The following is a 23195-nucleotide window of genomic DNA, read 5'->3' on the forward strand; positions in this document are numbered from 1 at the left end:
TTCAAGCTCCTGTTGCGTTTTTGTTGGCCCTGCGTTTTTTTACTGCTTGGGCAAGCTGTTGTAGCAGGGGCAAAGTGTCTTCCCAAGCCAAGCAGGCATCGGTAATGCTTTGTCCGTAAACCAGCGGCTGTCCTTCAATTACTTTTTGGTTGCCGGCTTTAAGGTGGCTTTCAATCATCGCCCCCATGATGCGGTAGTCGCCATTGGCGATTTGGCCTGCAACATCATCGCCGACAATAAGTTGGCGATGGCATTGTTTCAGGCTATTGGCGTGGCTGAAGTCAATCATGATGTTGGGGCGCAGATCTGCTTTTTCCAAGCCGTTGGCGACTTGTTCAACACTGACGGCATCATAGTTGGGCCGATCATTGCCGCCGCGCAAAATGATATGGACATCTTCGTTGCCGGTCGTGGAGAAAATCGCAGATTGGCCTGCTTTTGTCAGCGACAAGAAATGGTGCGGACTCATGGCGGCGCCAATGGCATCAATGGCGATTTTAATTGTGCCATCAGTGGAGTTTTTGAAGCCGATAGGGCAGGAAACGCCAGAAGCCAGTTCGCGGTGGCCTTGGCTTTCGGTGGTGCGTGCGCCAATTGCGCCCCAAGATATTAAATCGGAGACGTATTGCGGCGTAATCAAATCCAAATATTCCGTTGCCGATGGCATGCCCATGTTGTTCAAGTCGAGCAACAGCTGTCTGGCAATCCGCAAACCTTTGTTGATGTTGAAGCTGGAGTCGATGTCAGGGTCGTTGATTAAACCTTTCCAGCCAACGGTTGTGCGGGGTTTTTCAAAATAGACGCGCATGATAATCAGCAAGTCGTCTTTTAGTTCTTCTTTGGCGGTTTTAAGCAATCCGGCATATTCTTTGGCGGCTTGGGTATCGTGAATGGAGCAAGGGCCGATCACCACCAATAACCGGTCGTCTTCACCCGTTAAAATCTTATGGACTTCATGCCTAGCCTGTTGTGTGGTGTTTGCTGCCTCGTCGCTGAGCGGAATTTCCTCATGAACTTGAATAGGCGCAATGACTTCCTTGATTTCAGAAATCCTTAAGTCGTCAGTTCTATATTTCGTTTCCATAATGCTACCAAGCTGTTGCTTTTGAGATGATTGCCGTTAGCCCGTCATTTTAACTGGTTTCAAGGCTTTTTGGTTAGTTTTTACTGCATTTACACTGGCAGTATGCGTCGTTTTAATTGGATAAAACTGTAGCTGAAAGGGACGCTTGGGTCATCGTTGATGTCTTCCCGGGCAGCTTCTTGCCATTCATTGCCGCTGAATTCAGGGAAAAAGGTGTCACCGGGAAAATCTTGCCCTATTGCGGTTAAATATAACTGGCTTGCAAGGGGAAATGCTGCTTGGTAAAGGGCTGCCCCACCAATGACAAAGGCTTCTTGTGCATGTTGGCTAGCATAGGCAAGGCCGTCGTCCAAGCTGGTAAACACTTGGCAACCTTGGGCCAGATAGTCGGGGTTTCGGCTAATGACAATGTTAAGCCGCCCCGGCAGCGGCCTGCCAATCGATTCGAACGTTTTGCGTCCCATAATGATGGGCAGGCCCATCGTGACTTTCTTGAAGTTTTTCAAATCGGCAGACAAATGCCAAGGCATTTGGTTGTTAAGGCCAATCGCGCGGTTGTTTGCCATGGCGACAATAAGGGAAATTTTCATTCTATTAAATGGCTGGGTAAGATAGGTTATTTTATTACACGGGTACGTAGTTCATTATGACAAACATCTTGTTAGTTTTTACCGGTGGTACGATAGGCTCGGTAGCCAATGAAGGCACGATTAGTCCGTCTGAAACAGCAAAATATCAGTTATTGGAACGGTTTAAGCAAAAATATCCCAATAATGACAGGGTTAACTTCCAAACGATCCAGCCTTTACAAATCCTCAGCGAAAATCTGGCGCCTGCCGCTTGGGATATTCTGGTTGCTGCAATTCAAAATGCCAATCCTGAGCTGTTTGATGGCGTTATCGTCACGCATGGTACGGATACTTTAGCGTATAGCGCAGCGGCATTAAGCTTTTGTTTCCGTGATTGCCCAGTACCGATCTTGTTGGTTTCCAGTGATTTTCCCCTGCATGACCCGCGCGCCAATGGCGTGGATAATTTCATTTGTGCGGTGGAATATATTTTACAAAAGGGCAGGGGCGGTGTTTTTGTGCCGTACCGTAATCCTGGGCAAGTTTGCCAGCTTCATCACGGCAGCAGGCTGACCTCATCATTACAATTGGGCGGCGAGTTTTATAGCGTACAAAACAATTCCTATTGCCAATTCAGCGACGGGCAGTTTTTGCCCGACGGCGTGATTGGGGAAAAGGCGAGTGGCTTCAGTAACGCGCCAATTGCCTTGCCGAAACCAGAGGCTATTAATATGGCACTTTGCCAGACCTTGCTGATGGTAAGGCCGTATCCGGGTCTTGATTATGGGCATTTTAATTTGGAAAATGTTACTGTTGTGCTGCATGACTTATATCATTCAGGAACGGCTTGCGTTTCCGAACAATGGGGTGAAACGCATTCTCTAGTGGCTTTTTTACGGCGTTGCAAGGTGCTTAATATAAAGGTTTATTTGGCCCCTTCCTTATATTCCGATGCCCTTTACCAAACGGCCAAAGCCTTAATGGCTGAAGGGGCGGAAATGATTTGGAATATGTCGATTGAAGCGGCTTATGCAAAATTGCTTTTGGCCTATAGCAATTTTGGCACAGATGCGGACATATCCAACTTTCTTCATAGTGATTATGCTGGCGAGCGGGTATAGAAAAATCATCAGGCACGGTACGCGATACGAAGTTGGCGCGACGAAAAAAGGTCAAAGGCAAGATGATAAGCAGGCAAAATAAATCAAACGGCTCATACTAAGCGTGTTTTAACGTGTCAATAAATTGACATTGCGCTATTTTTGTCATTGAATCGTCAACAAAAATTAACTTCTTTGTCACAGAAGGGTTTTAACCTTGCCTAGCAAATAATAATAAGAAACCGGTCGTGACGGTTTTAAGGTTCTGCCAAAAGTCAATGAAGTGATAGGCTTTCGTGCAGAGCGACTAATGCTTTATTGATGAGGGGAAATATGAAACTGCTGCTTTCTATCCACAAATACGATGTCTTTATGTTTACTTGGCTGTTCAATGCCAAGCTCCACGATCCGTTAGCAAAAATTGCCAAATACTTGTCCAAAACCGGTGACGGTGAACTTTATGCTATCCTTTCCCTGTGGTTGGTCGCCACAGAAGGTGTCAACAGCTTGTTGTTAAGGGCGATAGCCCTAGGCTTTTTGTTGGAAAGACCCATCTATTTTGTCGTCAAAAATGGCTTTAAGCGTAACCGTCCGCAAGCGGCATTAAAAGATTTCCGCAGCCTGATTACGCCGTCTGATAAATTCAGTTTCCCATCAGGCCATACTTCCGCCGCCTTTATGATGGCGACTTTAGTGGGTTATTTTTTCCCGATGGTTATGATCCCTGCCTATTGTTGGGCGGCGCTGGTAGGATTTTCGCGCGTTGTGCTGGGGGTTCATTTTCCAACCGATACGTTGGTTGGGGTCGTTTTGGGTGTCGGCACTGCACTGTTTAGTTTGGGGCAAATTATTTAATGAGAATTTTTTATGGAGTGCAGGGGACAGGTAATGGACATATTACTCGAGCCAGGGTCATGGCAAAAGAGCTTAAGGCCGCTGGCATTGATGTCACTTATCAATTTACCGGTCGTCCTGCCGAAAAGTATTTTGACATGGAGGTTTTTGGCGATTACCAAGTCCGCACGGGCCTTACCTTCAGCTCCAAAAACGGACAAGTCAGTTATTTTAAGACCGCGCTCCAGTCCAAGCCCATTGCTTTCATCAATGACATCAAAACCTTGGATTTTTCCAGTTATGATTTGGTCATTTCCGACTTCGAACCCGTCACCGCTTGGGCGGCCAAACTAAAAGGCAAAAAGGTACTTGGCATAGGCCACCAATACGCCTTCAACCACGATATTCCCAAATCCGGTGCCGACCCTATTGCCGCGCTCATCATGCGCAATTTTGCCCCTGCCGATGTGAGTGTCGGCTTGCACTGGCATCACTTCGGGCAAGCTATTTTGCCGCCCATTATCGAAACGCCGCAAATGCCGGAAAACGTCATTCACAACAAAATTGTCGTGTACCTGCCGTTTGAAAATCCGCACGACGTTATCAAACTGTTGTCGCCCTTTACCCGCTTTTTGTTTGAAATTTATTCGCCAGAAGTTGTTGCTTCGACAGTTCCGCACATCCAATGCCATCCGTTATCGCTCGAAGGCTTTAAGCGCGACTTGCACAGCTGCGCGGGCATCATCAGTAATGCCGGTTTTGAGCTGATAGGCGAAGCGTTGCAATTGGGCAAAAAAATCTTGCTGAAGCCTTTGCACGCGCAAATGGAGCAAATTTCCAATGCTGCCGCCTTGCAGCAATTGGGTTATGGGCATGTCATGCACGATATGGACGCGGCGGCAATTGAGCATTGGCTGCACGAACGCCATGCTACGCACATTACCTACCCCAATACCGCCCAAGCTGTTGTGCAATGGATCATGGCGGGTATGCCTGTTATGGACAGGGACTATATCGAAAACGTGTGGGCGGATGTCAACGTGCTTAAGCTGCAATTACCCGCCGTCTAGCCTGCGCCGGCGGTTAAGCCTTCGCCCGGCTGACCACGTAAACGCCTATCAACACCAAAGCCGTTCCCAGCAATTGTGTTTGGGTAATGGCTTCATCCAATAAAAAATGCGCCAGCACCAAGGTGATAATCGGCCCGGTGGTGCTGACAATCGAAGCTGATCCTGCACCAATGCGCCGGATGCCCGCATTCAAAAAGAACGACGGCAACACGGTGGAAAACACCGCCATAATGAACGCCAAGCGATAGACCTCGACAGGCAAGTGCCAAAACTCAATGCCACGGGCGGCAACGAAATGGCTGATCGTCACCACGCAGGCAATGCTCATACTGTAAGCGGTAAACCTGCCGGAACCCATGGTGCGTGTCATCATGGCGCTGCCCATGACAAAAAAGGCAAAAATCACCGAGCTGCCCAGCACCAAACCCGAACCCAGCCAAACAGCATCGGTTTCCCAAGACAAATGTTCAATAAACACCAGCGCCATGCCCGCGTAGCTTAGCGATAAGGCGATCAGCGTGCGGCTGTTGATGGCGCGTTTGTTGAACAGGGCTGAAAACACCGCGACAAATGTCGGGTATAAAAACAGGATCATCCGCTCCAAACCCGCAGAAATGTACTGCAAGCCCAAAAAATCCAAATAACTGGCAAAGTAATAGCCCATTAAGCCTAACAGGCCAACTAAAAACCACTGTTTGGCAGTCAAACTAGATTCTTCTTTGCTTTGTTTACGGTTATGCCAAACCGAAGCCAGCAGAAAAAAAGGCAAGGAAAACAGCATTCTTAACGATATTAACGCCAGTGCATCCACATCGGGGCTAACGGCATAAGCCAATTTAATCAAAATGGCTTTGGCGGCAAAACCCAGCGCACCCAACAAAACCAGCAAAAAGCCGATCAATAAATAGCGTTGTTCCGGGGCGTGTTTAGGCATTCATACCTCGGTGAGGACGGTCAATGGATCGCCAACGCGGATCAGGCCGCTAGTGACGACTTGTGCGGTCAATCCGCCGTGGCCCCGCATGGCGTTGTAACCGCCAGTGCCCAAAACCTGCTCCATTTTTGAGCAAGGATGGCAAAAACCGGTTGTTAAAAACACCGCATCGCCAATACGGAAGCGTTGGTTTTTTAAGGCTAACAAATTAATGCCTTTGATGACCAAATTGCGCCGCAAAATCTCGGCGGTGACCGGTTTGCCGGTTAACGAAGCCAGTACTTGCAGATGTTCCCATTGTATAAGTGTCACTTGCCGTTTGCCGCTTTGGCCTTGGTAACGGTCGCCTTGCAAGCCGCTGCCGGTATCCGCAAACACCTCGGCAACAGACTGCATGGCGGCTCCGCGTGCCGGACGCAAGCCTATCCAAACCAGTTCGCCTGGCTGGGCAAATTGTTGCGTCAATTCGGCAATAGTGGAATTAACCATGTTGCTTTAATTGCTCCACGAGGTTTCGTATGGCTGGTTCTTTGCCGATAATGTCGGCGCACAAGCGGAATTGGGCCTGTGCGCGCTGTAAATTTTGCTCAGGAAACTCGGTTTTAAAGTAACGGTTGCCGTCCAGATAATCGCTGTAAAAACGCAAACCTAATTCAAAAGGAATTAATCGGATGGCCGCAAATAGGTAAGCGAAGTCGGCCTCCGTAAAAAAGGCTTTGGCTTCCGCCAGATAAGCCGACAGCCAAGCGGTGCAGACGGTCATGTCGAAGCGGTCATCATCGTTATGGCAACAGGAGCGCAAAGCATCGCCGATGTCGTAATGCACCAAGCCAGGTTTGACGGTGTCCAAATCAACCAAGCTGATAATTTCCCGGCTATCTTGATCGAACAGAAAATTGTTCAGCTTCGGATCGCCATGCGTCACGCGCAGTTGCAGCAAGCCTTTTTGTTGTGCGGCTTCCAAATCGTCGGCAAAGGCTTGGTTTTGCTCGATAAACGTTTGGCAAAAATGATCGGCGGCAATGGATGAATGTGCCGACACTTGCCGATATTGCCGTAAATATTCGGGTGTAATGTGAAAGCCCGGCAAGGTGTCATGCAAGGTTGCTACCGGCAAATCGCTTAACAGGCGATGGAAATGCGCCAAGGCAAAACCGGCTTGCTGGGCATCGTTTAAATCACGCAAGGCTTCCAAGCTTTCGCTGTTGCCGACATAGCTTAATGCCCGCCAGAAATCGCCTTGGGTATCAATGAAATAGGCTTCGCCTGATAACGTGCCAATTATTTTGGGCAGCTGCAATTTGCTAAGCTCCGCATTTTTTTGCAGAAGATGCTGGTCAAGGGCGGTTAAATTGGCGGCAATACGTTCGGGATTTTTAAAGACCCGCCGGTTAATGCGTTGCAGCACCAACGGCTCGCTTGCTGTGCTGACCAAAAAGGTGTCGTTAATCAAACCATTACCCAGCGGGTTCAGCTGGCTGGCAGAAACGTCGAACTGTTGGGCAATGGCAAGTAGGGTGGTCATGGGCGATAAGGTCAATCGGTTGTCACTAACGGCTTTAAGCGGTGGCTTGGTTTTTTATTGCCGCCACCAATTGCCGCAACGCCTGACCGCGATGGCTGAGCGCATTTTTTAAATCGGCAGGCAATTGCGCGGAGGTGCAATTTTGTTCGGGTAACCAGAAGATCGGATCGTAACCAAAACCGTTTTCACCTTGGCAATACGGCAAAATACAGCCTTCCCAAACGCCTTGGGCAATCAGCGGAAAGGGGTCGTCGGCATGGCGCAGGTAGACCATTACGCAGATAAAACGGGCGCTGCGTTGACCTTCAGGAACTGCTGCCATTGTTGCCAACAGCTTATCGACATTCGCCTGGTCGCTAGCGCCCACGCCCGCGTAACGCGCCGAGATGACGCCAGGCGCACCGTTTAAGGCATCGACAATCAGTCCGGAGTCGTCGGCTATGCTGGGCAATTGGCAATAGTGCGCGGCTTGGCGCGCCTTAATGATGGCATTTTCGATAAACGTGGTGCCGGTTTCGTCCGCTTCCGGCACGGCAAACGCCGATTGTGGGGCGATTTGCCAGTTTTCCAGCATGGCTTGGATTTCTCTAATCTTGCCAAGGTTGCCGCTTGCCAAGACCATTTTCGGTAAATCTATCACTCCGCCAACCCTAATACCAGCCGTTGTTTTGCCATCAGGTCTTTAATGCCTAAGCTTGCCAAATCAAGCATGGCATCCAATTCGTCTTTCCTGAAGGCATGGCCTTCTGCCGTGCCTTGGATTTCAATAAACGCGCCGGCGTCGTTCATAATCACATTCATGTCAGTTTCGGCATTGCTGTCTTCGGCATAATCCAAATCCAAAACCGGTAAGCCTTTGTAAATGCCAACCGAAACGGAGGCGACCTGTCCGTAAATCGGGTTGGTTTTAATTTGTCGGCGCTGCAGCATTTTGTTGACCGCCAACGATAAGGCGACAAAGCCGCCGGTGATGGAGGCGGTACGCGTGCCGCCATCGGCTTGCAAAACGTCGCAATCAATGGTGATGGTGTGTTCGCCTAAGGCTTTCATGTCCACTGCGGCGCGTAAGGAGCGCCCAATCAGACGTTGGATTTCTAAAGTACGACCGCCTTGTCTGCCGCTGCTGGCTTCGCGGCTCATGCGGCTATGGGTGGAGCGGGGCAACATGCCGTATTCTGCGGTAACCCAACCTTCGCCTTTGCCTTTTAAAAATCGGGGTACGGTTTTATCGACGCTGGCGGTACACAACACGCGGGTATCACCAAATTCCACCAGCACCGAGCCTTCGGCATGTTTGGTAAAGTCGCAGGTGAAGGCGATTTCGCGTAGTTGGTCTGGGTTACGTCCGCTTGGTCTCATAATATCTTCCGGCAAATAAAAAACGTTGCAGTATACCTTAACTGGCATTAAAACTTTAGGCGATTGCAGAAATTGCCGGTCAGTTGGCGAAGGTTGGGATGGGATAGGACGACCTAAGTGAACGGGTGAACATAAAAAACCACCCTCGTTTAAAAAGTTCGCCGTGCATTTACTATCGGGTCGATAAAAAGGTATAGTTGCCGGATGATGGCGGGCTGTCCGCCTGTTTAAGATCGGGTGAATAATGATTAAAAGCATGACCGCATTTGCCGGCGATTCGGCGGATATAGGCAACTTAACTCTTGGCTGCGAGCTACGCTCGGTTAACCATCGGTACAGCGATGTCAGTTTTAAATTGCCAGAACGTATGCGCTATATCGAAAGCGATTTACGCACCCTGCTGGCTGAAAAAATCAGCCGTGGCAAAGTGGAATGCACCATCAGCAGCAAAAAACAAATCAAAGACGGGCAAAGCTTTGTCGTTAATCGCGAAGCGGTAGCGGCCTTGTTGGCGGCTGCCGATGAGATTGAACAGATGATGCCCGCCGCCTTGTCGTTTTCGGCTTTGGAAGTGCTGGCTTTTCCTGGCGTGCAGCAAGAGCCGGATATTGATAAGGATGAACTCAGAGCAGGTATCGTCCGCTTGGTAAAAGCCACCTTAAAGGAGTTTCTGGCGGCAAGGGAGCGTGAAGGCGCACAGCTTAAGCAATTGCTTGAAGACCGCTGCTTGAAAATGCAAACCCAAGTGGCGGCGGCCCGCGTACGATTGCCGGAAGTGCTGGTTTTGCTACGCAACCGCTTGCGCGACAAAATCACCGAAATGGTCGCCCAGCCCGATTTCGACCGCTTGGAGCAAGAATTGGTCATGCTGACCCAGCGCTTGGACATTGCTGAAGAGTTGGATAGGCTCGATGCCCACATCAGCGAAGTGCTGCGGGTACTCGGTCAGAACGAGCCAGTAGGCCGGCGCTTGGATTTCCTGATGCAAGAACTCAACCGCGAAGCCAACACCTTGGGTTCAAAATCCATGGACAAAGAAATGACACAAATCGCCATTGAGTTGAAAGTGCTGATCGAGCAAATGCGCGAGCAAGTGCAAAATATTGAATAAGCTGACGCTTGGGCTGTCCTGCAAAAGTTTTAACAGGGCAGTCCAAGCGAGAGGTGATTATTAAATCAGCCTGACCAAGGCATCCAGCCAAGATGTCGGCAGGATGCGTTTTAGGTAGGCGAACAAATAGGTCGGGAAAGTGACGTAATAGCGGCTTTTCGGTTTGCGGGCTTCGACGGCGTGGATGACTTTTTCGGCAACGGCGGTGGCGGGCAAGGTAAACGGTGCGGCGGGGCCTTCTTTTTGGAGGCGGGCTTCCATTGCTTGGTAGGTTTCTTTATGGAAGCTGCGGCTGGCGTCAATATTTTTGGCATATTGCGCCATGGCGTTTTTCCTAAAGTCGCTCAGAATTGGGCCGGGTTCGACCAGGCAGATGTGGATGCCGGTGTTGTGCAATTCTAAACGCAGGGTGTCTGCCAAACCTTCCAAGGCGAATTTGCTGGCGTTGTAAGCGCCGCGATAGGTCATCGCCACTAAGCCCAATATCGAGCTGTTGTAAATGATGCGTCCGTGTCCTTGTCGGCGCATGATGGGGATCAGCAAATTGGTCAGTTCGTGGGTGCCAAAAAAATTGGTTTCGAACTGCTCGCGCAAGGCGGCGCGGCTTAAGTCTTCCACTGCGCCAGGTTGACCGTAGGCGCCGTTGTTGAATAGCGCGTCAATTTTGCCGTCGGCTAAGCTTAATGCCGCTTCGACCGCAGCGCGAATGCTGTTGCTGTCGGTCAAATCCAATGGCAATGCCGTAAAGCCTTCTTGCGCCAGACGCGCCACATCGTCGGCTTTGCGGGCGGTGGCAATCACGAAATGCCCGCGTTTTTTCAGTTCCACGGCGGTGGTGTAGCCAATGCCGGTTGAACAGCCTGTGATTAAGATGGTTTTTGCGGTCATGGCGGTTGCCTAAGGCTGCAAATCTTGCTTGTTGAAGTAAAGGGTTTTGCCGCTGCTGCAATTGACTAAAAACACCAAGGCATCCAGTTTGCTGCGTTCGCTTAATTCCACGTCTTCCGCCCTGCCACATTCTGCCGAGGCAATGGCCTTCAATGCTGCAGCCCCCCTTAGCTTTTCAATTTCCGGCAGTTGGTTTTTAAAAGCTTTAACCAAGGAGGTCAGGTTGTCCAGTTTATAAGGCGGAATGGCGTAAGCAGAAAACTTGCCGGGATTTTGTTTAATCAGCAGCTGGTTTTTGGCGCTTTCCGCTTCCGAATCTTTTTTCAATTGCGCATATTCCAAGGCAATGCGCTGTTGTTCGGCACGGTCCTTTTCTTCTTGGGCTTTCCTTTGCTGTTCTTTTTGTTCGGCTAAGCGCTTTTCTTCATCAAGATCGATGGCATTGCCGCTGGTTAGGTTGACTTGTGCTTTTTTGCTGTTGTCTTCAGAGCAAGGTGATGATTGATAATCGGTTTTCCCTTGTGCGTTGACGCATTTATAGACGGTTGCTGAGGCCTGTGCAGATAAAAGACAGGCGAAGATGGCAAATAACACTTTCATTTTGTTTCCTCGGTAAAGCGGTTTGAAAAGAGTTGTCGGCGCAAAAGTATAGAGCATTTTACGGCTTGCCCAGATTGTTTAGCGCTGCTTGCAGCGGCTGGTAAATGCCGCCAAAACTGCCGTTGCTCATCAGTACAAAATGTCCGCCATGATGCGCCTCTTCAGTTAATTTAGCGATGATTTCTTCCAAGCTGTAGCAAATGTCGATATTGTCGGCAAAACCTTTTAAGGCAGACAAATCCCAGCCTAGGTTGTCAGGCTGGTAGAGTAAGGCAAGGTCGGCGGCATGCAGCGATTGCGCCAAGGTGTCGGTGTGTACGCCCATTTTCATGGTGTTGGAGCGCGGCTCGACAATGGCAATAATGCGTTCGTTGCCCACTTTTTTCCGCAAGCCATCTAAAGTAGTGGCGATGGCGGTGGGGTGGTGGGCAAAGTCGTCGTAAATAGTTACACCGTTAATGTTTGCGATGACTTCCATGCGCCGTTTGACGTTTTTAAACTCAGCCAGCGCGGCAATGGCATCTTGCGCTTTAATGCCGACATGATGCGCGGCAACAATGGCGGACAAGGCGTTGTAAACATTGTGTTCGCCGGTCAGCGACCAGTCCACCAAGCCTTGCGTCTCGCCTTGGTAAAGCACCTGAAAGCGGCCGCCGTCGGCATCCAGCAAGTGCGCCTGCCAACGGGCATCGTTATCAATGGCGGTCCTGACCACCGGCGTCCAGCAGCCCATAGCCAGCACATCGTCAATATTGCTTTCGCAAGCGGGGCTGATAATCAGGCCTTCGCCTGGGATCATCCGCACTAAATGGTGAAATTGCCGTTTGATGGCTGCCAAATCGGGGAAAATGTCGGCATGGTCAAATTCCAAGTTGTTTAAAATCGCTGTGCGTGGGCGGTAGTGGACAAATTTGGAGCGTTTGTCGAAAAACGCCGAATCGTATTCATCGGCCTCAATCACAAAAAAATCGGACTCACCCAAACGGGCGGAAATGCCAAAATTGAGCGGAATGCCGCCAATCAAAAAGCCAGGATTAAAGCCTTGCGCTTCTAAAATCCAGCTGAGCATACTGGTCGTGGTGGTTTTGCCATGCGTACCCGCCACTGCCAACACCCATTTGTTGTGCAAGACATGTTCAGCCAGCCATTGCGGGCCGGAAACGTATTTTAGGCCACGGTTTAGCACCGCTTCCACCTCGGCATTGCCGCGCGACAAGGCGTTGCCGATAATCACCAAATCGGGGTTGCCATCCAGGTTTTCAGGCCGATAGCCTTCCATTAACCGGATGCCTTGCTGTTCAAGCTGGGTACTCATCGGCGGGTACACGTTCTGGTCAGAACCGCTGACCTGATAACCCAACTGCCGGGCAATAACGGCGAGTCCGCCCATAAAAGTGCCGCAAATGCCTAAAATGTGAATATGCACGGTTTGTCCTGAAAAAATTGAATGGATTGGGAAATACCCCGCCTATTTTAGGCATGGCTTCATTGAAATGGTATGTCAACGCGTGGCGATTGTGTGCATTGTAACAAGCAAGGGGCGCAACGTTAAAAAGCTGTTGCAGGTGTTGGGTTCATGGCGTTTCACGCCGATAGCGAAAATAAGCCGCACAAGCGCCTTCAGAAGAAACCATGGTCGCGCCCAATGGATGTTCTGGCGTACAAGTCTTGCCAAATTCCGCACATTGCGACGGTTTCAACAAACCTTGCAACACTTCGCCGCTGCGACAAGCGGCGGGTTCTTGAGTAGCGATGCTATCGACGGCAAAACGTTGTTCAGCATCCCATTCGGCAAACTCTGGTTTTAACGCCAAGCCGCTTAACGGAATTTCACCCAAGCCGCGCCAGCTTCTATCGACCACAGCAAACACTTGTTGTAACAAAGCTTGCGCCGATTCATTTCCCGCTAAGCGCACCACGCGGCGGTATTGGTTTTCCACCTCAAAACGCCCGGCTTCCAATTGCTGGATGCACAAATACAGCCCGTGCAGAATATCGACAGGCTCAAAGCCAGTGATGACAATCGGGATTTTGTGTTGCTCGCTTAGCGGCAAGTATTCGTGATAGCCCATAATCGAACACACATGCCCTGCACCTAAAAAGCCCTGCACTTGTTGGTTGGGTGAATTCAGCAACGCTTGCATCACAGGCGGAACACGCACATGACAAACCAGCAAGGAAAAATTCGTCAGCCCCCATTGCCGCGCCTGATAAGCCGCTAAGGCCGTAGTCGGCGCGGTAGTTTCAAAACCCACACCGAAAAACACCACTTGTTTATCAGGCTGTTGCCGCGCCACTTCCAATGCATCCAGCGGCGAATACACCACGCGAATATCCGCCCCTTGCGCCTTCAAGGCCAGTAAATCCAACTGCGAACCCGGCACGCGCAACATATCGCCAAACGAGCAGAAAATCACCCCCGGTTGCACGGCAATGGCAAGGGCTTTGTCGATATAGGCTAACGGCGTGACGCACACTGGACAGCCAGGGCCGTGGATGAGGGTGATGGTGTCAGGCAGCAGTTGATCGATACCGTGTTTGATGATGCTATGCGTCTGTCCGCCGCACACTTCCATAATCCGCCACGGCTGGGTGGTGATGCTGGCGATAGCTTGCGTGAGTTTTTTGACGGTGGCGGGGTCGCGGTATTCGCTGAGATATTTCATAACACCTAAGCCGTCAGCTGGTCATTATTACTAAGGCGGGCTGCGGGTTTTTGCACGGCACATAAATAATAACAGCGTTGGCCTTGAACATAACTGCTATGGCGGTTTGATCCTGGCGTTACCAGCAATTCCCGGCCTAGCCAACGGAATGGCCAAGGAATGGCGTTTAACAGGGTGTGCTGGTGTTGTTGAGGTTGTTCGGCAAACTGCAATACACGTTCGGTCAGGTCAGTCATTTCAGCGATATGCAAACCTTGTGCTGTGCAAGCGGCCTGTAGGCGTTGGCTAATGGCTTGGAAGGTGGTTGCGCGAAAATCCACGATACAGATGACCCCTTCAGGTTTCAAAATCCGTCCCGCTTCCAAAAAAAAGTGTTCAACATTCAGTTTATGCAAGCATTCCACGACAAGAATCCAATCAAAACTGGCATCCTGAAAAGGTAGGGCGTGTGCGTCGGCTTGGGCATAAAAACAGGGAGCCAGTTTGCGCGAGCGGCGGATCGCACTCATGGATAAGTCGATAGCGACTAAGCAAGCTGAAGGCAGCATGCGCCGCAAATAATGCATCCCGCCGCCCAAGCCACAGCCGACCTCCAGTACCTGATGGGTGTCATGCCAATCTGTCAGACGACGATAAGCTTTGATGGCTTCATGATAAGTTTGTGCTTGTGGATTTTGCGTGTCGGTTATGCCTGAAGCGAAGACTTCATCATCAATCGGGACTAAGCCGGTGTTGAAAAAAATCATACCGCCTGTCAACCAACGGCTGTAGTAAATATGGTTATAAACCCACCGGCTAATGGCTTTCTGATGCAAAATTTGTTGTGTGCCCTTAACGGACATAACAGCCAGTTTATTAATGATTTTTTGCATGGGATCAGGAGTGATTGCTTAAATTTGCTGAAATGCTGCCAAATCGTCAAAAGCTTGCAAACTGGCTAAAGCTTCTTCTTGGTCAAGCACCGACAAGGCGAATCCAGCGTGGACGATGAGGTAATCGCCCAGCTTGGCTTCCGGCACATAAGCCAAGCTGATGTCTTTACTGATGCCGGAAAAATTCACCCGACCTGTGCGCGCCAAGCTGTCGGCGTGGTCGTTGATGCTGATGAGTTGTCCGGGAATGGCTAGGCACATGGTGTTTGGTCTCCGATGTAAGGTATGTCTGGCTGCATTTCCAGAAACTTGCCAGCATAAAGCTGCCCAACCGCCAATCCGCCATCGTTCGGCGGGATTTGTTGGTGGCAGTATACGGTAAATCCGGCATGGGTTAAGTCTTGCACCGCTGCGGCGACTAAAAAGGCATTCTGCATACAGCCGCCGCTAAGGACAATGGTGTTTTGACCGGCGCGGCGGGCAACGGCTAGCATCATTTCCGCCAACGTGCAGTGAAACTTAGCGGCGATTTGCGCGGTTGGCTGTTGGCCTATATCGGCAATTACCGCTTCTAGGGTTGGTTGCCAATCGATGATAACCGGTTTGCCGTCGCTGATGTTAAAGGGATAGGCTTTTTCTTGGCGGGTTGTTGCCAATGCGGTGGCGGAAGCCTCCAAAGCCATTGCCGCTTGGCCTTCGTAATGGTTAATCTGGGCAATGCCCAACAAGCTGGCGACACCATCAAACAGCCGCCCCGCGCTGCTGGTTTGCGGGCAGTTCATTTGCCGTTTTAAAGCCGTTTTTAATAAAGCCAGTTCTTGTGCCGAAAACGGCAAATTGGCGCGTTCAAAAGCACCGTCACCGAACATTTCACACAACAAACCCAAGGCGGCGCGTCTAGGTTCTTGCATGGCTTTGCTGCCGCCCGGCAGTGGAAATGTCCGCAAATGCGCGAAACGTTGGTAGCCCGTCGGTTGGATCAGCAAAAATTCGCCGCCCCATAAGGTGCCATCATCACCCAAGCCCGAACCATCCCAAACAATCGCCAGTACGGGCGCGTCCAAGCTGTGTTCAGCCATGCACGCCAGCGCGTGGGCGTAATGGTGTTGCACGGCGTGGTGCTGGCCTTGCCACGTTTGAGCCATTTGGCTGCTGCTGTAGCCGCTGTGCAAATCGTGTTGGATTTGCTTTGGGTGGGTTTGGTAGAAATGTTGCAAATCCAAGCGCGTGGCTTGCAAATGTTGTTGCGTTGCCAGCGTGTCCAAATCGCCCAGATGTTGGCTAAGGATAATGTGCGCGCCTTGGTTGATCGCTAGCGCGCTTTTCATTTGCCCACCTACCGCGACGCTTTCGGGCAGGGCTTCGGGCAAGCTGATCGGCACAGGCGCATAGCCTCGGGCGCGGCGCAGCACGGTGATGTTGCCGTTAATCAGCCGCACGATAGAGTCATCCAACGGGCGCACAATGGCGCGGTTATGGACAAGAAAAACATCGGCAATGCCCGCCAAACAAGTGAAGGCTTCGGCATCGTCAATACAAATCGGTTCGTGATGGCGGTTGCCGCTGGTCGCCACCACGGGCGCGGCAAAATCGCCCAGCAATAAATGATGCAAAGGTGAATAGGCCAACATGATGCCTAATAGCGCACTATCCGGCGCGACTGCGTTAGCAATGCCGGTTGCGCGGCGGCGTGGCAAGAGCACAATGGGCGCGGCGGCAGACGACAGGGCGGTTTGCTCGATGTCGGTGATATGCGCCAACTGATGCGCCGTCGGCAGATCCAGCACCATCAGCGCAAAAGGCTGTTGCGGGCGGTGTTTTTTGTCGCGCAGGCGCAAGACGGCGGCTTCATTGCCCGCATCAACCAACAACTGATAACCGCCGATGCCTTTCACGGCAATAATCTGCCCCACGCGCAACGCCTCGACGGCTTTGGTTAATGCGTCCTCTGCTTTGGCGAGCGGTTGCCCCGCAGCATCCAGCAACTGCAATTGTGGTCCGCAGTTAGGACACGCCAAGGTTTGCGCGTGCAAGCGGCGATTGGCGACATCGGCATAATCCGCCCAACACGCGTCACAAAGGGCAAATGCCGCCATGCTGGTGTGGGCGCGGTCGTAAGGCTGTTTTTGCATCACGCTATAACGCGGCCCGCAATGGCAACAGCTGGTGAACGGGTAACGGTAAAAACGGCTGGCAGGATTGCGTAGGTCGGCAACACAGGCCGGACACGTCGCCAGATCAGGCAAGACAAACACCGAGGGTTTACCGTCGAATTGGCTGCTGCGGATTTGGAAATCGGGGTAATTCGCCAAAGCTTGCGGGGTGATGGTCAGCGATTTGATTGTCGCGAACGGCGGCAGCTGCAATGGCAAGGCGGCTAAAAAAACTTGTTGTTGCGCGGGGCAGCCTTCAATGGCTATCGACACCCCCGCTTGGCTATTGGCAATCCAGCCATGTTGTTGGTAGAGCGTGGCTAGCCGCAACACCAACGGACGCAGCCCCACGCCTTGCACAAAACCTTGGAGGTTGATGTGCAAGTGGCTTTTGGTCGGAGATGTGGTGCTTATGGGCTTTGGCATTGGTATCTTTGTAGGTGCGAATTTATTCGCACGATGAAAGGTTTTTATGCGAATGAATTCGCACCTACACTCATTTAATCCCTATTGGCGCTTGTTAAATCAAAACGTTACAGATCATAGCGCGATTACCCTGCGTTTAAGCGAGCTAAATCATATTGCTTTGATTTGAATCATAAAAAATTAAAAGATTTAACTCGATTAGTAGCGGCAATCGGCCTAAGCTTTGGGCAATTCAAGCCATCAAAAACGCGCTTTAGGAGGGTTGTATGATCCAGCAAGCCACCATCGACGGCAACCAAGCTGCCGCCACCATCGCCCACAAGCTCAACGAAGTTATCGCCATTTACCCAATCACGCCCGCCTCACCGATGGGTGAATGGGCGGATGAATGGTCGGCGCGCGGGCAGTTGAATTTATGGGGAACCGTGCCGCAAGTCATCGAAATGCAAAGTGAGGCAGGCGCGGCGGGGGCGATTCACGGCGCGTTGCAAGCGGGAACATTGGCGACTACCTTCACGGCTTCGCAAGGTTTGTTGTTGATGCTGCCGAATATGTACAAAATCGCGGGCGAACTCACGCCCACAGTTTTCCACATCGCCGCTCGCTCGCTGGCTTGTCAGGCTTTGTCGATTTTTGGCGACCACAGCGATGTGATGTCGGCGCGGATGACCGGATTTGCCATGCTCTGCTCCAATTCGCCGCAAGAAGTGCAAGATTTTGCCGTCATAGCGCAAGCCGCTACTTTGGCTGGACGGATTCCCATCATGCACTTTTTTGACGGCTTTCGTACCTCGCACGAAATCGCCAAAATTGTCTTGGTTGACGATGTCGTGCTGACGGCGATGATAGACAACAACGCCTTGCACGCGCACCGCCAGCGCGGTTTGTCGCCCGACCATCCAGTCTTGCGCGGCACGGCGCAAAATCCTGATGTCTATTTTCAGGCGCGGGAAGCGGTGAACAGTTATTACCAAGCCTTGCCGCAAATTATCGAATCCAAGATGAACCAATTTGCTGGCTTAACAGGCCGCCAATATCGTTTGTTTGATTATGTTGGCGCGCCGGATGCCGAGCGTGTGGTTATTCTGATGGGTTCAGGCGCAGAAGCGGCGCAGGAAACCGTGGAATATCTTAACCGCAACGGCGAAACGGTGGGCTTGTTGAAAGTGCACTTATTCCGTCCTTTTTCTTCCGATGCTTTACTTGCAGCTTTGCCCGCCAGTTGCCGAAAAATCGCCGTCTTAGACCGCACCAAAGAACCAGGTGCAGACGGCGAGCCGCTGTATAAAGATGTCGTCACCGCCATCGCGCAAAATTCCGGTAAATTCTCAGGCTTCCCGACAATCATCGGCGGGCGATACGGCTTGTCATCGAAAGAATTTACGCCTGGCATGATTAAGGCGATATTTGATGAACTCAAACAAACCCAACCGAAAAACCAATTCACCATCGGTATCCATGATGATGTCACCCACACCAGTTTAAGCTGGGATGACAGCTACCGCACCGATGCCCACAACGACGCTTTCCAAGCCATGTTCTACGGTTTGGGCAGTGACGGCACGGTGGGCGCAAACAAAAACACCATCAAAATCATCGGCGAAGAAACCGAACTCTTCGCGCAAGGCTATTTTGTCTACGATTCGAAAAAATCCGGCGCGGTCACTGTGTCGCATTTGCGATTTGGCGCCAAACCCATCCGCTCGACTTACTTGATCGCCGACAACGACGCGCAGTTTATCGGCTGCCATCAACCGATTTTTTTGGAACGGTACGATATGTTGAAAAATGCGGCAGACAACGCCGTGTTTCTGCTGAACACCCCGCAAGCGATTGATAGTGTTTGGGAATCGTTGCCAGTCAGGATGCAAACCCAAATCCGCGCCAAAAACATCTGCTTTTATGTGATAGACGGTTACAAAGTCGCCGAATCGTGCGGCATGGGCAAGCACATCAACACCATCATGCAAACTTGTTTTTTCGCCATTTCCGGCGTGTTGCCCAAGGAAGACGCGATTGCCGCGATTAAACATGCGGTGGAAAAAACGTACGGCAAAAAAGGCCAGCGTATTGTTGAGCTGAATTTCAAAGCCATTGATGAGACCTTAGCGAATTTGTATCCGGTTAATTTGCCCTCTCCAGAGGGAGAGGGTTGGGTGAGGGGAAATGCAAATAAGGAAGAAAGTTTTCTTATATCCCCTCATCCCAGCCTTCTCCCTAAAGGAGAAGGGGCCGTTTTTGTTAAATCTGAAATATTTGCCACCGCCCCCGATTTTGTTCAGCGCGTCACCGCCGAAATCATCGCCGGACACGGCGACCTATTACCCGTCAGCGCCATGCCCATAGACGGTACCTTCCCCACTGGCACGGCGGCCTACGAAAAACGCAACTTGGCCTTAGAAATCCCCGTTTGGGAAACCGATTTATGCACGCAATGCGGCAAATGCGTGATGGTTTGTCCGCATGGCGTAATCCGCAGCAAAATCTATGAAACCGAATTGCTAGACCACGCACCGGACACGTTCAAACACGCGGCAATGCTAGGCAAAGATTTTCCTGCAGGACTGACTATGACTTACCAGGTCGCGCCGGAAGACTGCACGGGTTGTACGTTATGTGTGGACATTTGCCCGATCCGCGATAAATCGAACGCCAGCCGCAAAGCGCTGAACATGCAGCCGCAACCTGCCTTGCGCGAAGCCGAAAAAACCAATTGGGAGTTCTTTTTGGAAATTCCCGAATACGACCGCCGCTTGCTGAAAACCAACACCATTAAAGGCTCAATGGTGTTGCAACCTTTGTTTGAATTTTCCGGTGCGTGTGTCGGCTGCGGGGAAACGCCGTATTTAAAATTGGCTTCGCAATTGTTCGGCGACCGCATGGTTATCGCCAACGCCACAGGTTGTTCATCCATTTACGGCGGCAATTTGCCGACTACGCCGTGGACGAAAAACGCCGACGGACGCGGCCCAGCTTGGAACAATTCGTTGTTTGAAGACAATGCCGAATTTGGCTTGGGAATACGCGTCGCCATCGACAAGAAGTCCGAGTATGCACGGGAACTGCTTGCATCATTGCGAGATATGATAAATGTAGGATGGGCTGACGCAGGAAGCCCATCAACCGCGACAGGTTTAGTGGACGCAATCTTAACCGCCGACCAATCCGATGAAGCAGGCATTTACGAACAACGCCAACGTATCGCTGAGTTGAAACAACGCTTAGCAACGATGACCGATAGCAAAGCCAAAATTTTGCTAGAACTAGCCGACAATCTCTGTAAAAAAAGCGTCTGGATCATCGGCGGCGATGGCTGGGCGTATGACATCGGCTTCGGCGGACTCGACCATGTGTTGGCGAGCGGGCGCAATGTCAATATTTTGGTGTTGGACACCGAAGTCTATTCCAACACTGGCGGGCAAACTTCCAAATCCACGCCGCTGGGCGCGGTGGCAAAATTTTCCGCTGGCGGCAAAGCCACAGCGAAAAAAGACTTGGCCTTATTGGCGATGGATTACCCGAATGTCTACGTCGCCCATGTCGCCTACGCAGGCAAAGACACACAAACCCTAAGCGCATTCTTGGAAGCCGAAGCCCATGACGGCCCATCCATCATCATCGCCTACGCGCCGTGCATCGCGCATGGCGTGGATTTGTCGAACAACCACCGCCAACAAAATCTGGCAGTGAAAAGCGGGCATTGGCCTTTGTTCCGCTTCGACCCCAGCAAGATTAAACAAGGCAAAAATCCCATGCACCTGGATTCCGCCGAACCGTCCATCCCCTTCCGCGAATTTGTCATGAGCGAAACCCGTTTCAGCATGTTATGGCAAAGCCAACCGGAAGCGGCGGAAGCATTTTTGGCTCAGGCGCAAAAAGATGTAAAACACCGTTACCATTATTACAAGCAATTGTCGGAATTGGATTGGACGGAGAATACTTCGGTATCGGCGGTTAAGGTGCAGATTAAAACTGAGGCTAGTAATGAATAATTGTTGATGTTAAATTCTATCTTATTGCTTTAATTAAGATAAGAGAGATTATGAAAGGCTGGGTTTATATCATTACAACAAAATCAATGCCTCATTTGATTAAAGTGGGGTTTTCAACAAAAGATCCATCGGCTAGAGCATTAGAACTAAATAATACGGGTAATCCTTATCCTTATAAAGTTGAATACGATGTTTTAGTAAATGAACCTAAAAATATTGAGAGGCTTTCACATAATATTTTGAAAGATTTTCATGAAAATAAAGAATGGTTTAACTGCCCAATTGAAACTGCAATATTGGCAATTCGGGAGGCAGCGATGGGGCATATTTTATTAGAAAATTGTCAATTTAATATGCTTTCCAAAATGCAAAAAGATATTAAATATGAAATAGTTGAAGTTACCCATCCACAGCAGGTTGAGCGATTTATTTTGGAAGAGGGAGTAGCTATTGATATTACAGAGGATTTAATGTGGTTGCGTTTTGCACATGGACAAAGTTGGCAAAATAATTCTGTAGTGGGAGAACTAAAAACTGTGACTTGGCTTGAAGCTATAGAAGCTGCAAAACAATTTAACTTACAAGGAGGTTATGCAAATTTTTCAGATTGGAGATTGCCAACTATTGATGAATTAAAATCATTAATAGAGGTTTATTCAGATGATAAATACGCAGATATATTTCTTTATAATCAATATAGTAGTCATCCACAATTTTGGTCATCGTCACTTCACCAGTTTAAAAAAAATAAAGCGTTGATGCTGAATTTTTATACAAGTGAAAGCTACGAGGATAGTTATTCTAGCCTTTGGTCTGCACGGCTCGTGCGGAAACGATAATTTGCCAAACACAATAACACTAGATTCCGTAAATTAGCCTTTAGTAGGGTGGGCAACGCTTTTCTGCCCACCATTCGCGGCATAATCGGTGGGCAGAAAAGCGTTGCCCACCCTACCTCTCTACATTTTGGGAGACCATCATGGTTGATTTAACAACAAATTATTTAGGCTTAAATCTAAAAAACCCGCTAGTCCCCTCCGCTTCGCCACTCAGCAAAGACCTCAGCAGCGCGTTGCGGTTGGAAGATGCAGGCGCGGCTGCTATCGTCATGTATTCGCTATTCGAAGAAAAAATCGAAAACGAAACCCAACACATGACGCGGTTCTTTTTCCAGCAAGCGATAGGCCACGGCGAGGCCGACTCCTTCCATCCTGCGGTGGACAATCCCAAAACCTACCAAAACCAGTATCTTGAACATCTATCCCAACTCAAAACGCGTCTGGCAATTCCCATTATCGCCAGCCTGAACGGCACGTCCACTAGCGGTTGGTTGGATTACGGCCTCGCCATGCAAGACGCGGGCGCGGATGCTTTGGAACTGAACATCTACCATCTCGCCGCCGACCTTAACGAAGACAGCGCGACGGTAGAAAACCGTTATCTGGACATATTGCAGGAACTCAAAAGCCATATCCGCTTGCCGATTGCGCTGAAACTGTCGTCACAATTCAGCTCACCCATCCATTTCGCCAAACGCCTAGAGCAAGCCGGAGCCGATGGCATCGTGTTGTTCAACCGCTTTTACCAGCCCGATATTGATTTGGAAACCTTGCAAGTCGTGCCAAAACTGGAACTGTCCACCCCCGCCGAAGCCTTGCTACGCATACGCTGGACGGCGTTAATGTACGGGCGCGTCAAGCTGTCGCTGGCAGTCACAGGCGGTTTCCAGCAAACGCCGGAAATCATCAAAGCCTTGCTGGCAGGCGCGGACATTGTGCAATTGTGCAGCGTACTATTAATGCACGGCCCGGAACGTTTACGCGACTTGCTAACGGAATTGGAAAACTGGCTGGTCGAGCATGAATACGAATCCATCCAGCAACTTAAAGGCAGCGTCAGCCAACAACACGCGATTGACCCCAGCGCTTACGAACGGGCGAATTATGTGCAGGTTTTGGATAATTATTCTTATCCGGCGGGGGTGATGCGGTAATATTGTTAGCCTGATTTTT

The 23195-nt window shown here is 50.4% G+C and carries 21 protein-coding genes; 7 read left to right on the plus strand and 14 right to left on the minus strand.

Going from position 1 to position 23195, the window contains the following annotated elements; genetic code table 11:
- Position 1: 1 nt before the first annotated feature.
- Positions 2-1084, minus strand: coding sequence for a 3-deoxy-7-phosphoheptulonate synthase AroG (aroG, locus tag ACYQ1O_RS04175; RefSeq protein ID WP_459990375.1), 1083 nt, complete (start codon positions 1082-1084; stop codon positions 2-4).
- Between the two features lie 89 nt (positions 1085-1173).
- Positions 1174-1674: a dihydrofolate reductase gene (locus ACYQ1O_RS04180; RefSeq protein WP_459990376.1), complete on the minus strand. Its 501-nt coding sequence runs from the start codon at positions 1672-1674 to the stop codon at positions 1174-1176.
- Positions 1675-1730: 56 nt separating this feature from the next.
- Between ACYQ1O_RS04180 and ACYQ1O_RS04185 the strand changes: the two genes are divergently transcribed.
- The 3 genes from ACYQ1O_RS04185 (at position 1731) to ACYQ1O_RS04195 (ending at position 4657) form a co-directional block, all read left to right on the plus strand.
- The gene (locus tag ACYQ1O_RS04185) at positions 1731-2774 is read left to right on the plus strand and encodes an asparaginase (RefSeq protein ID WP_459990377.1); all 1044 of its coding nucleotides are present in this window, start codon (positions 1731-1733) and stop codon (positions 2772-2774) included.
- A 312-nt stretch (positions 2775-3086) separates the two neighbouring features.
- A complete protein-coding gene (locus ACYQ1O_RS04190) occupies positions 3087-3608 on the plus strand; it encodes a phosphatase PAP2 family protein (RefSeq protein ID WP_459990378.1) in 522 nt (173 codons plus the stop codon).
- Positions 3608-4657 carry an MJ1255/VC2487 family glycosyltransferase gene (locus ACYQ1O_RS04195; protein WP_459990379.1) on the plus strand — a complete coding sequence of 350 codons (1050 nt, stop codon included), beginning with the start codon at positions 3608-3610 and terminating at the stop codon, positions 4655-4657. The genes ACYQ1O_RS04190 and ACYQ1O_RS04195 overlap by 1 nt, the downstream gene beginning before the upstream one ends.
- Before the next feature lie 13 nt (positions 4658-4670).
- Here ACYQ1O_RS04195 and ACYQ1O_RS04200 read toward each other — a convergent pair whose 3' ends face one another.
- The 5 genes from ACYQ1O_RS04200 to rph are packed head-to-tail and all read right to left on the minus strand — an operon-like array spanning position 4671 to position 8475.
- The gene (locus tag ACYQ1O_RS04200; protein WP_459990380.1) at positions 4671-5591 is read right to left on the minus strand and encodes a DMT family transporter; all 921 of its coding nucleotides are present in this window, start codon (positions 5589-5591) and stop codon (positions 4671-4673) included.
- A complete protein-coding gene (locus ACYQ1O_RS04205) occupies positions 5592-6080 on the minus strand; it encodes an MOSC domain-containing protein (protein WP_459990381.1) in 489 nt (162 codons plus the stop codon).
- Entirely contained in the window at positions 6073-7116 is a 1044-nt protein-coding gene (locus ACYQ1O_RS04210; RefSeq protein WP_459990382.1) for a phosphotransferase enzyme family protein, read from the minus strand. Before ACYQ1O_RS04210 ends, ACYQ1O_RS04205 begins: the two co-directional genes overlap by 8 nt.
- 34 nt (positions 7117-7150) lie before the next feature.
- The gene (rdgB, locus tag ACYQ1O_RS04215) at positions 7151-7738 is read right to left on the minus strand and encodes an RdgB/HAM1 family non-canonical purine NTP pyrophosphatase (protein WP_459990635.1); all 588 of its coding nucleotides are present in this window, start codon (positions 7736-7738) and stop codon (positions 7151-7153) included.
- 14 nt (positions 7739-7752) lie between these two features.
- Positions 7753-8475 carry a ribonuclease PH gene (gene rph, locus ACYQ1O_RS04220; protein WP_459990383.1) on the minus strand — a complete coding sequence of 241 codons (723 nt, stop codon included), beginning with the start codon at positions 8473-8475 and terminating at the stop codon, positions 7753-7755.
- A gap of 244 nt (positions 8476-8719) precedes the next feature.
- On the opposite strand from rph, the gene ACYQ1O_RS04225 reads away from it, so the two are divergent.
- Positions 8720-9586 carry a YicC/YloC family endoribonuclease gene (locus ACYQ1O_RS04225; RefSeq protein WP_459990384.1) on the plus strand — a complete coding sequence of 289 codons (867 nt, stop codon included), beginning with the start codon at positions 8720-8722 and terminating at the stop codon, positions 9584-9586.
- Positions 9587-9646: 60 nt separating this feature from the next.
- On the opposite strand, the gene ACYQ1O_RS04230 is transcribed toward ACYQ1O_RS04225, so the two are convergent.
- The 7 genes from ACYQ1O_RS04230 to hypF all read right to left on the minus strand — a co-directional run bounded on the left by ACYQ1O_RS04230 (position 9647) and on the right by hypF (position 17191).
- Positions 9647-10474: an SDR family oxidoreductase gene (locus tag ACYQ1O_RS04230; RefSeq protein ID WP_459990385.1), complete on the minus strand. Its 828-nt coding sequence runs from the start codon at positions 10472-10474 to the stop codon at positions 9647-9649.
- 9 nt (positions 10475-10483) lie between these two features.
- Entirely contained in the window at positions 10484-11074 is a 591-nt protein-coding gene (locus ACYQ1O_RS04235) for a DUF4124 domain-containing protein (RefSeq protein WP_459990386.1), read from the minus strand.
- Between the two features lie 58 nt (positions 11075-11132).
- A complete protein-coding gene (mpl, locus tag ACYQ1O_RS04240; protein WP_459990387.1) occupies positions 11133-12500 on the minus strand; it encodes a UDP-N-acetylmuramate:L-alanyl-gamma-D-glutamyl-meso-diaminopimelate ligase in 1368 nt (455 codons plus the stop codon).
- Positions 12501-12648: 148 nt separating this feature from the next.
- The gene (gene hypD / locus ACYQ1O_RS04245; protein ID WP_459990388.1) at positions 12649-13740 is read right to left on the minus strand and encodes a hydrogenase formation protein HypD; all 1092 of its coding nucleotides are present in this window, start codon (positions 13738-13740) and stop codon (positions 12649-12651) included.
- Positions 13741-13745: 5 nt separating this feature from the next.
- Positions 13746-14612 carry a class I SAM-dependent methyltransferase gene (locus ACYQ1O_RS04250; RefSeq protein WP_459990389.1) on the minus strand — a complete coding sequence of 289 codons (867 nt, stop codon included), beginning with the start codon at positions 14610-14612 and terminating at the stop codon, positions 13746-13748.
- A gap of 18 nt (positions 14613-14630) precedes the next feature.
- Positions 14631-14873 carry a HypC/HybG/HupF family hydrogenase formation chaperone gene (locus ACYQ1O_RS04255; protein WP_459990390.1) on the minus strand — a complete coding sequence of 81 codons (243 nt, stop codon included), beginning with the start codon at positions 14871-14873 and terminating at the stop codon, positions 14631-14633.
- On the minus strand, positions 14864-17191 hold the full coding sequence (gene hypF, locus ACYQ1O_RS04260; protein WP_459990391.1) for a carbamoyltransferase HypF: 2328 nt from the start codon (positions 17189-17191) through the stop codon (positions 14864-14866). The genes ACYQ1O_RS04255 and hypF overlap by 10 nt, the downstream gene beginning before the upstream one ends.
- A gap of 266 nt (positions 17192-17457) precedes the next feature.
- On the opposite strand from hypF, the gene nifJ reads away from it, so the two are divergent.
- From nifJ to ACYQ1O_RS04275, 3 genes are all read left to right on the plus strand, one after another.
- A complete protein-coding gene (nifJ, locus tag ACYQ1O_RS04265) occupies positions 17458-21183 on the plus strand; it encodes a pyruvate:ferredoxin (flavodoxin) oxidoreductase (RefSeq protein ID WP_459990392.1) in 3726 nt (1241 codons plus the stop codon).
- 50 nt (positions 21184-21233) lie between these two features.
- Positions 21234-22022 carry an Lcl domain-containing protein gene (locus tag ACYQ1O_RS04270; RefSeq protein WP_459990393.1) on the plus strand — a complete coding sequence of 263 codons (789 nt, stop codon included), beginning with the start codon at positions 21234-21236 and terminating at the stop codon, positions 22020-22022.
- A 140-nt stretch (positions 22023-22162) separates the two neighbouring features.
- Positions 22163-23176, plus strand: a complete 1014-nt coding sequence (locus tag ACYQ1O_RS04275) for a dihydroorotate dehydrogenase-like protein (protein ID WP_459990394.1) — start codon at positions 22163-22165, stop codon at positions 23174-23176.
- Positions 23177-23195 lie beyond the last annotated feature (19 nt).

The organism is Methylosoma difficile, assembly GCF_054657615.1.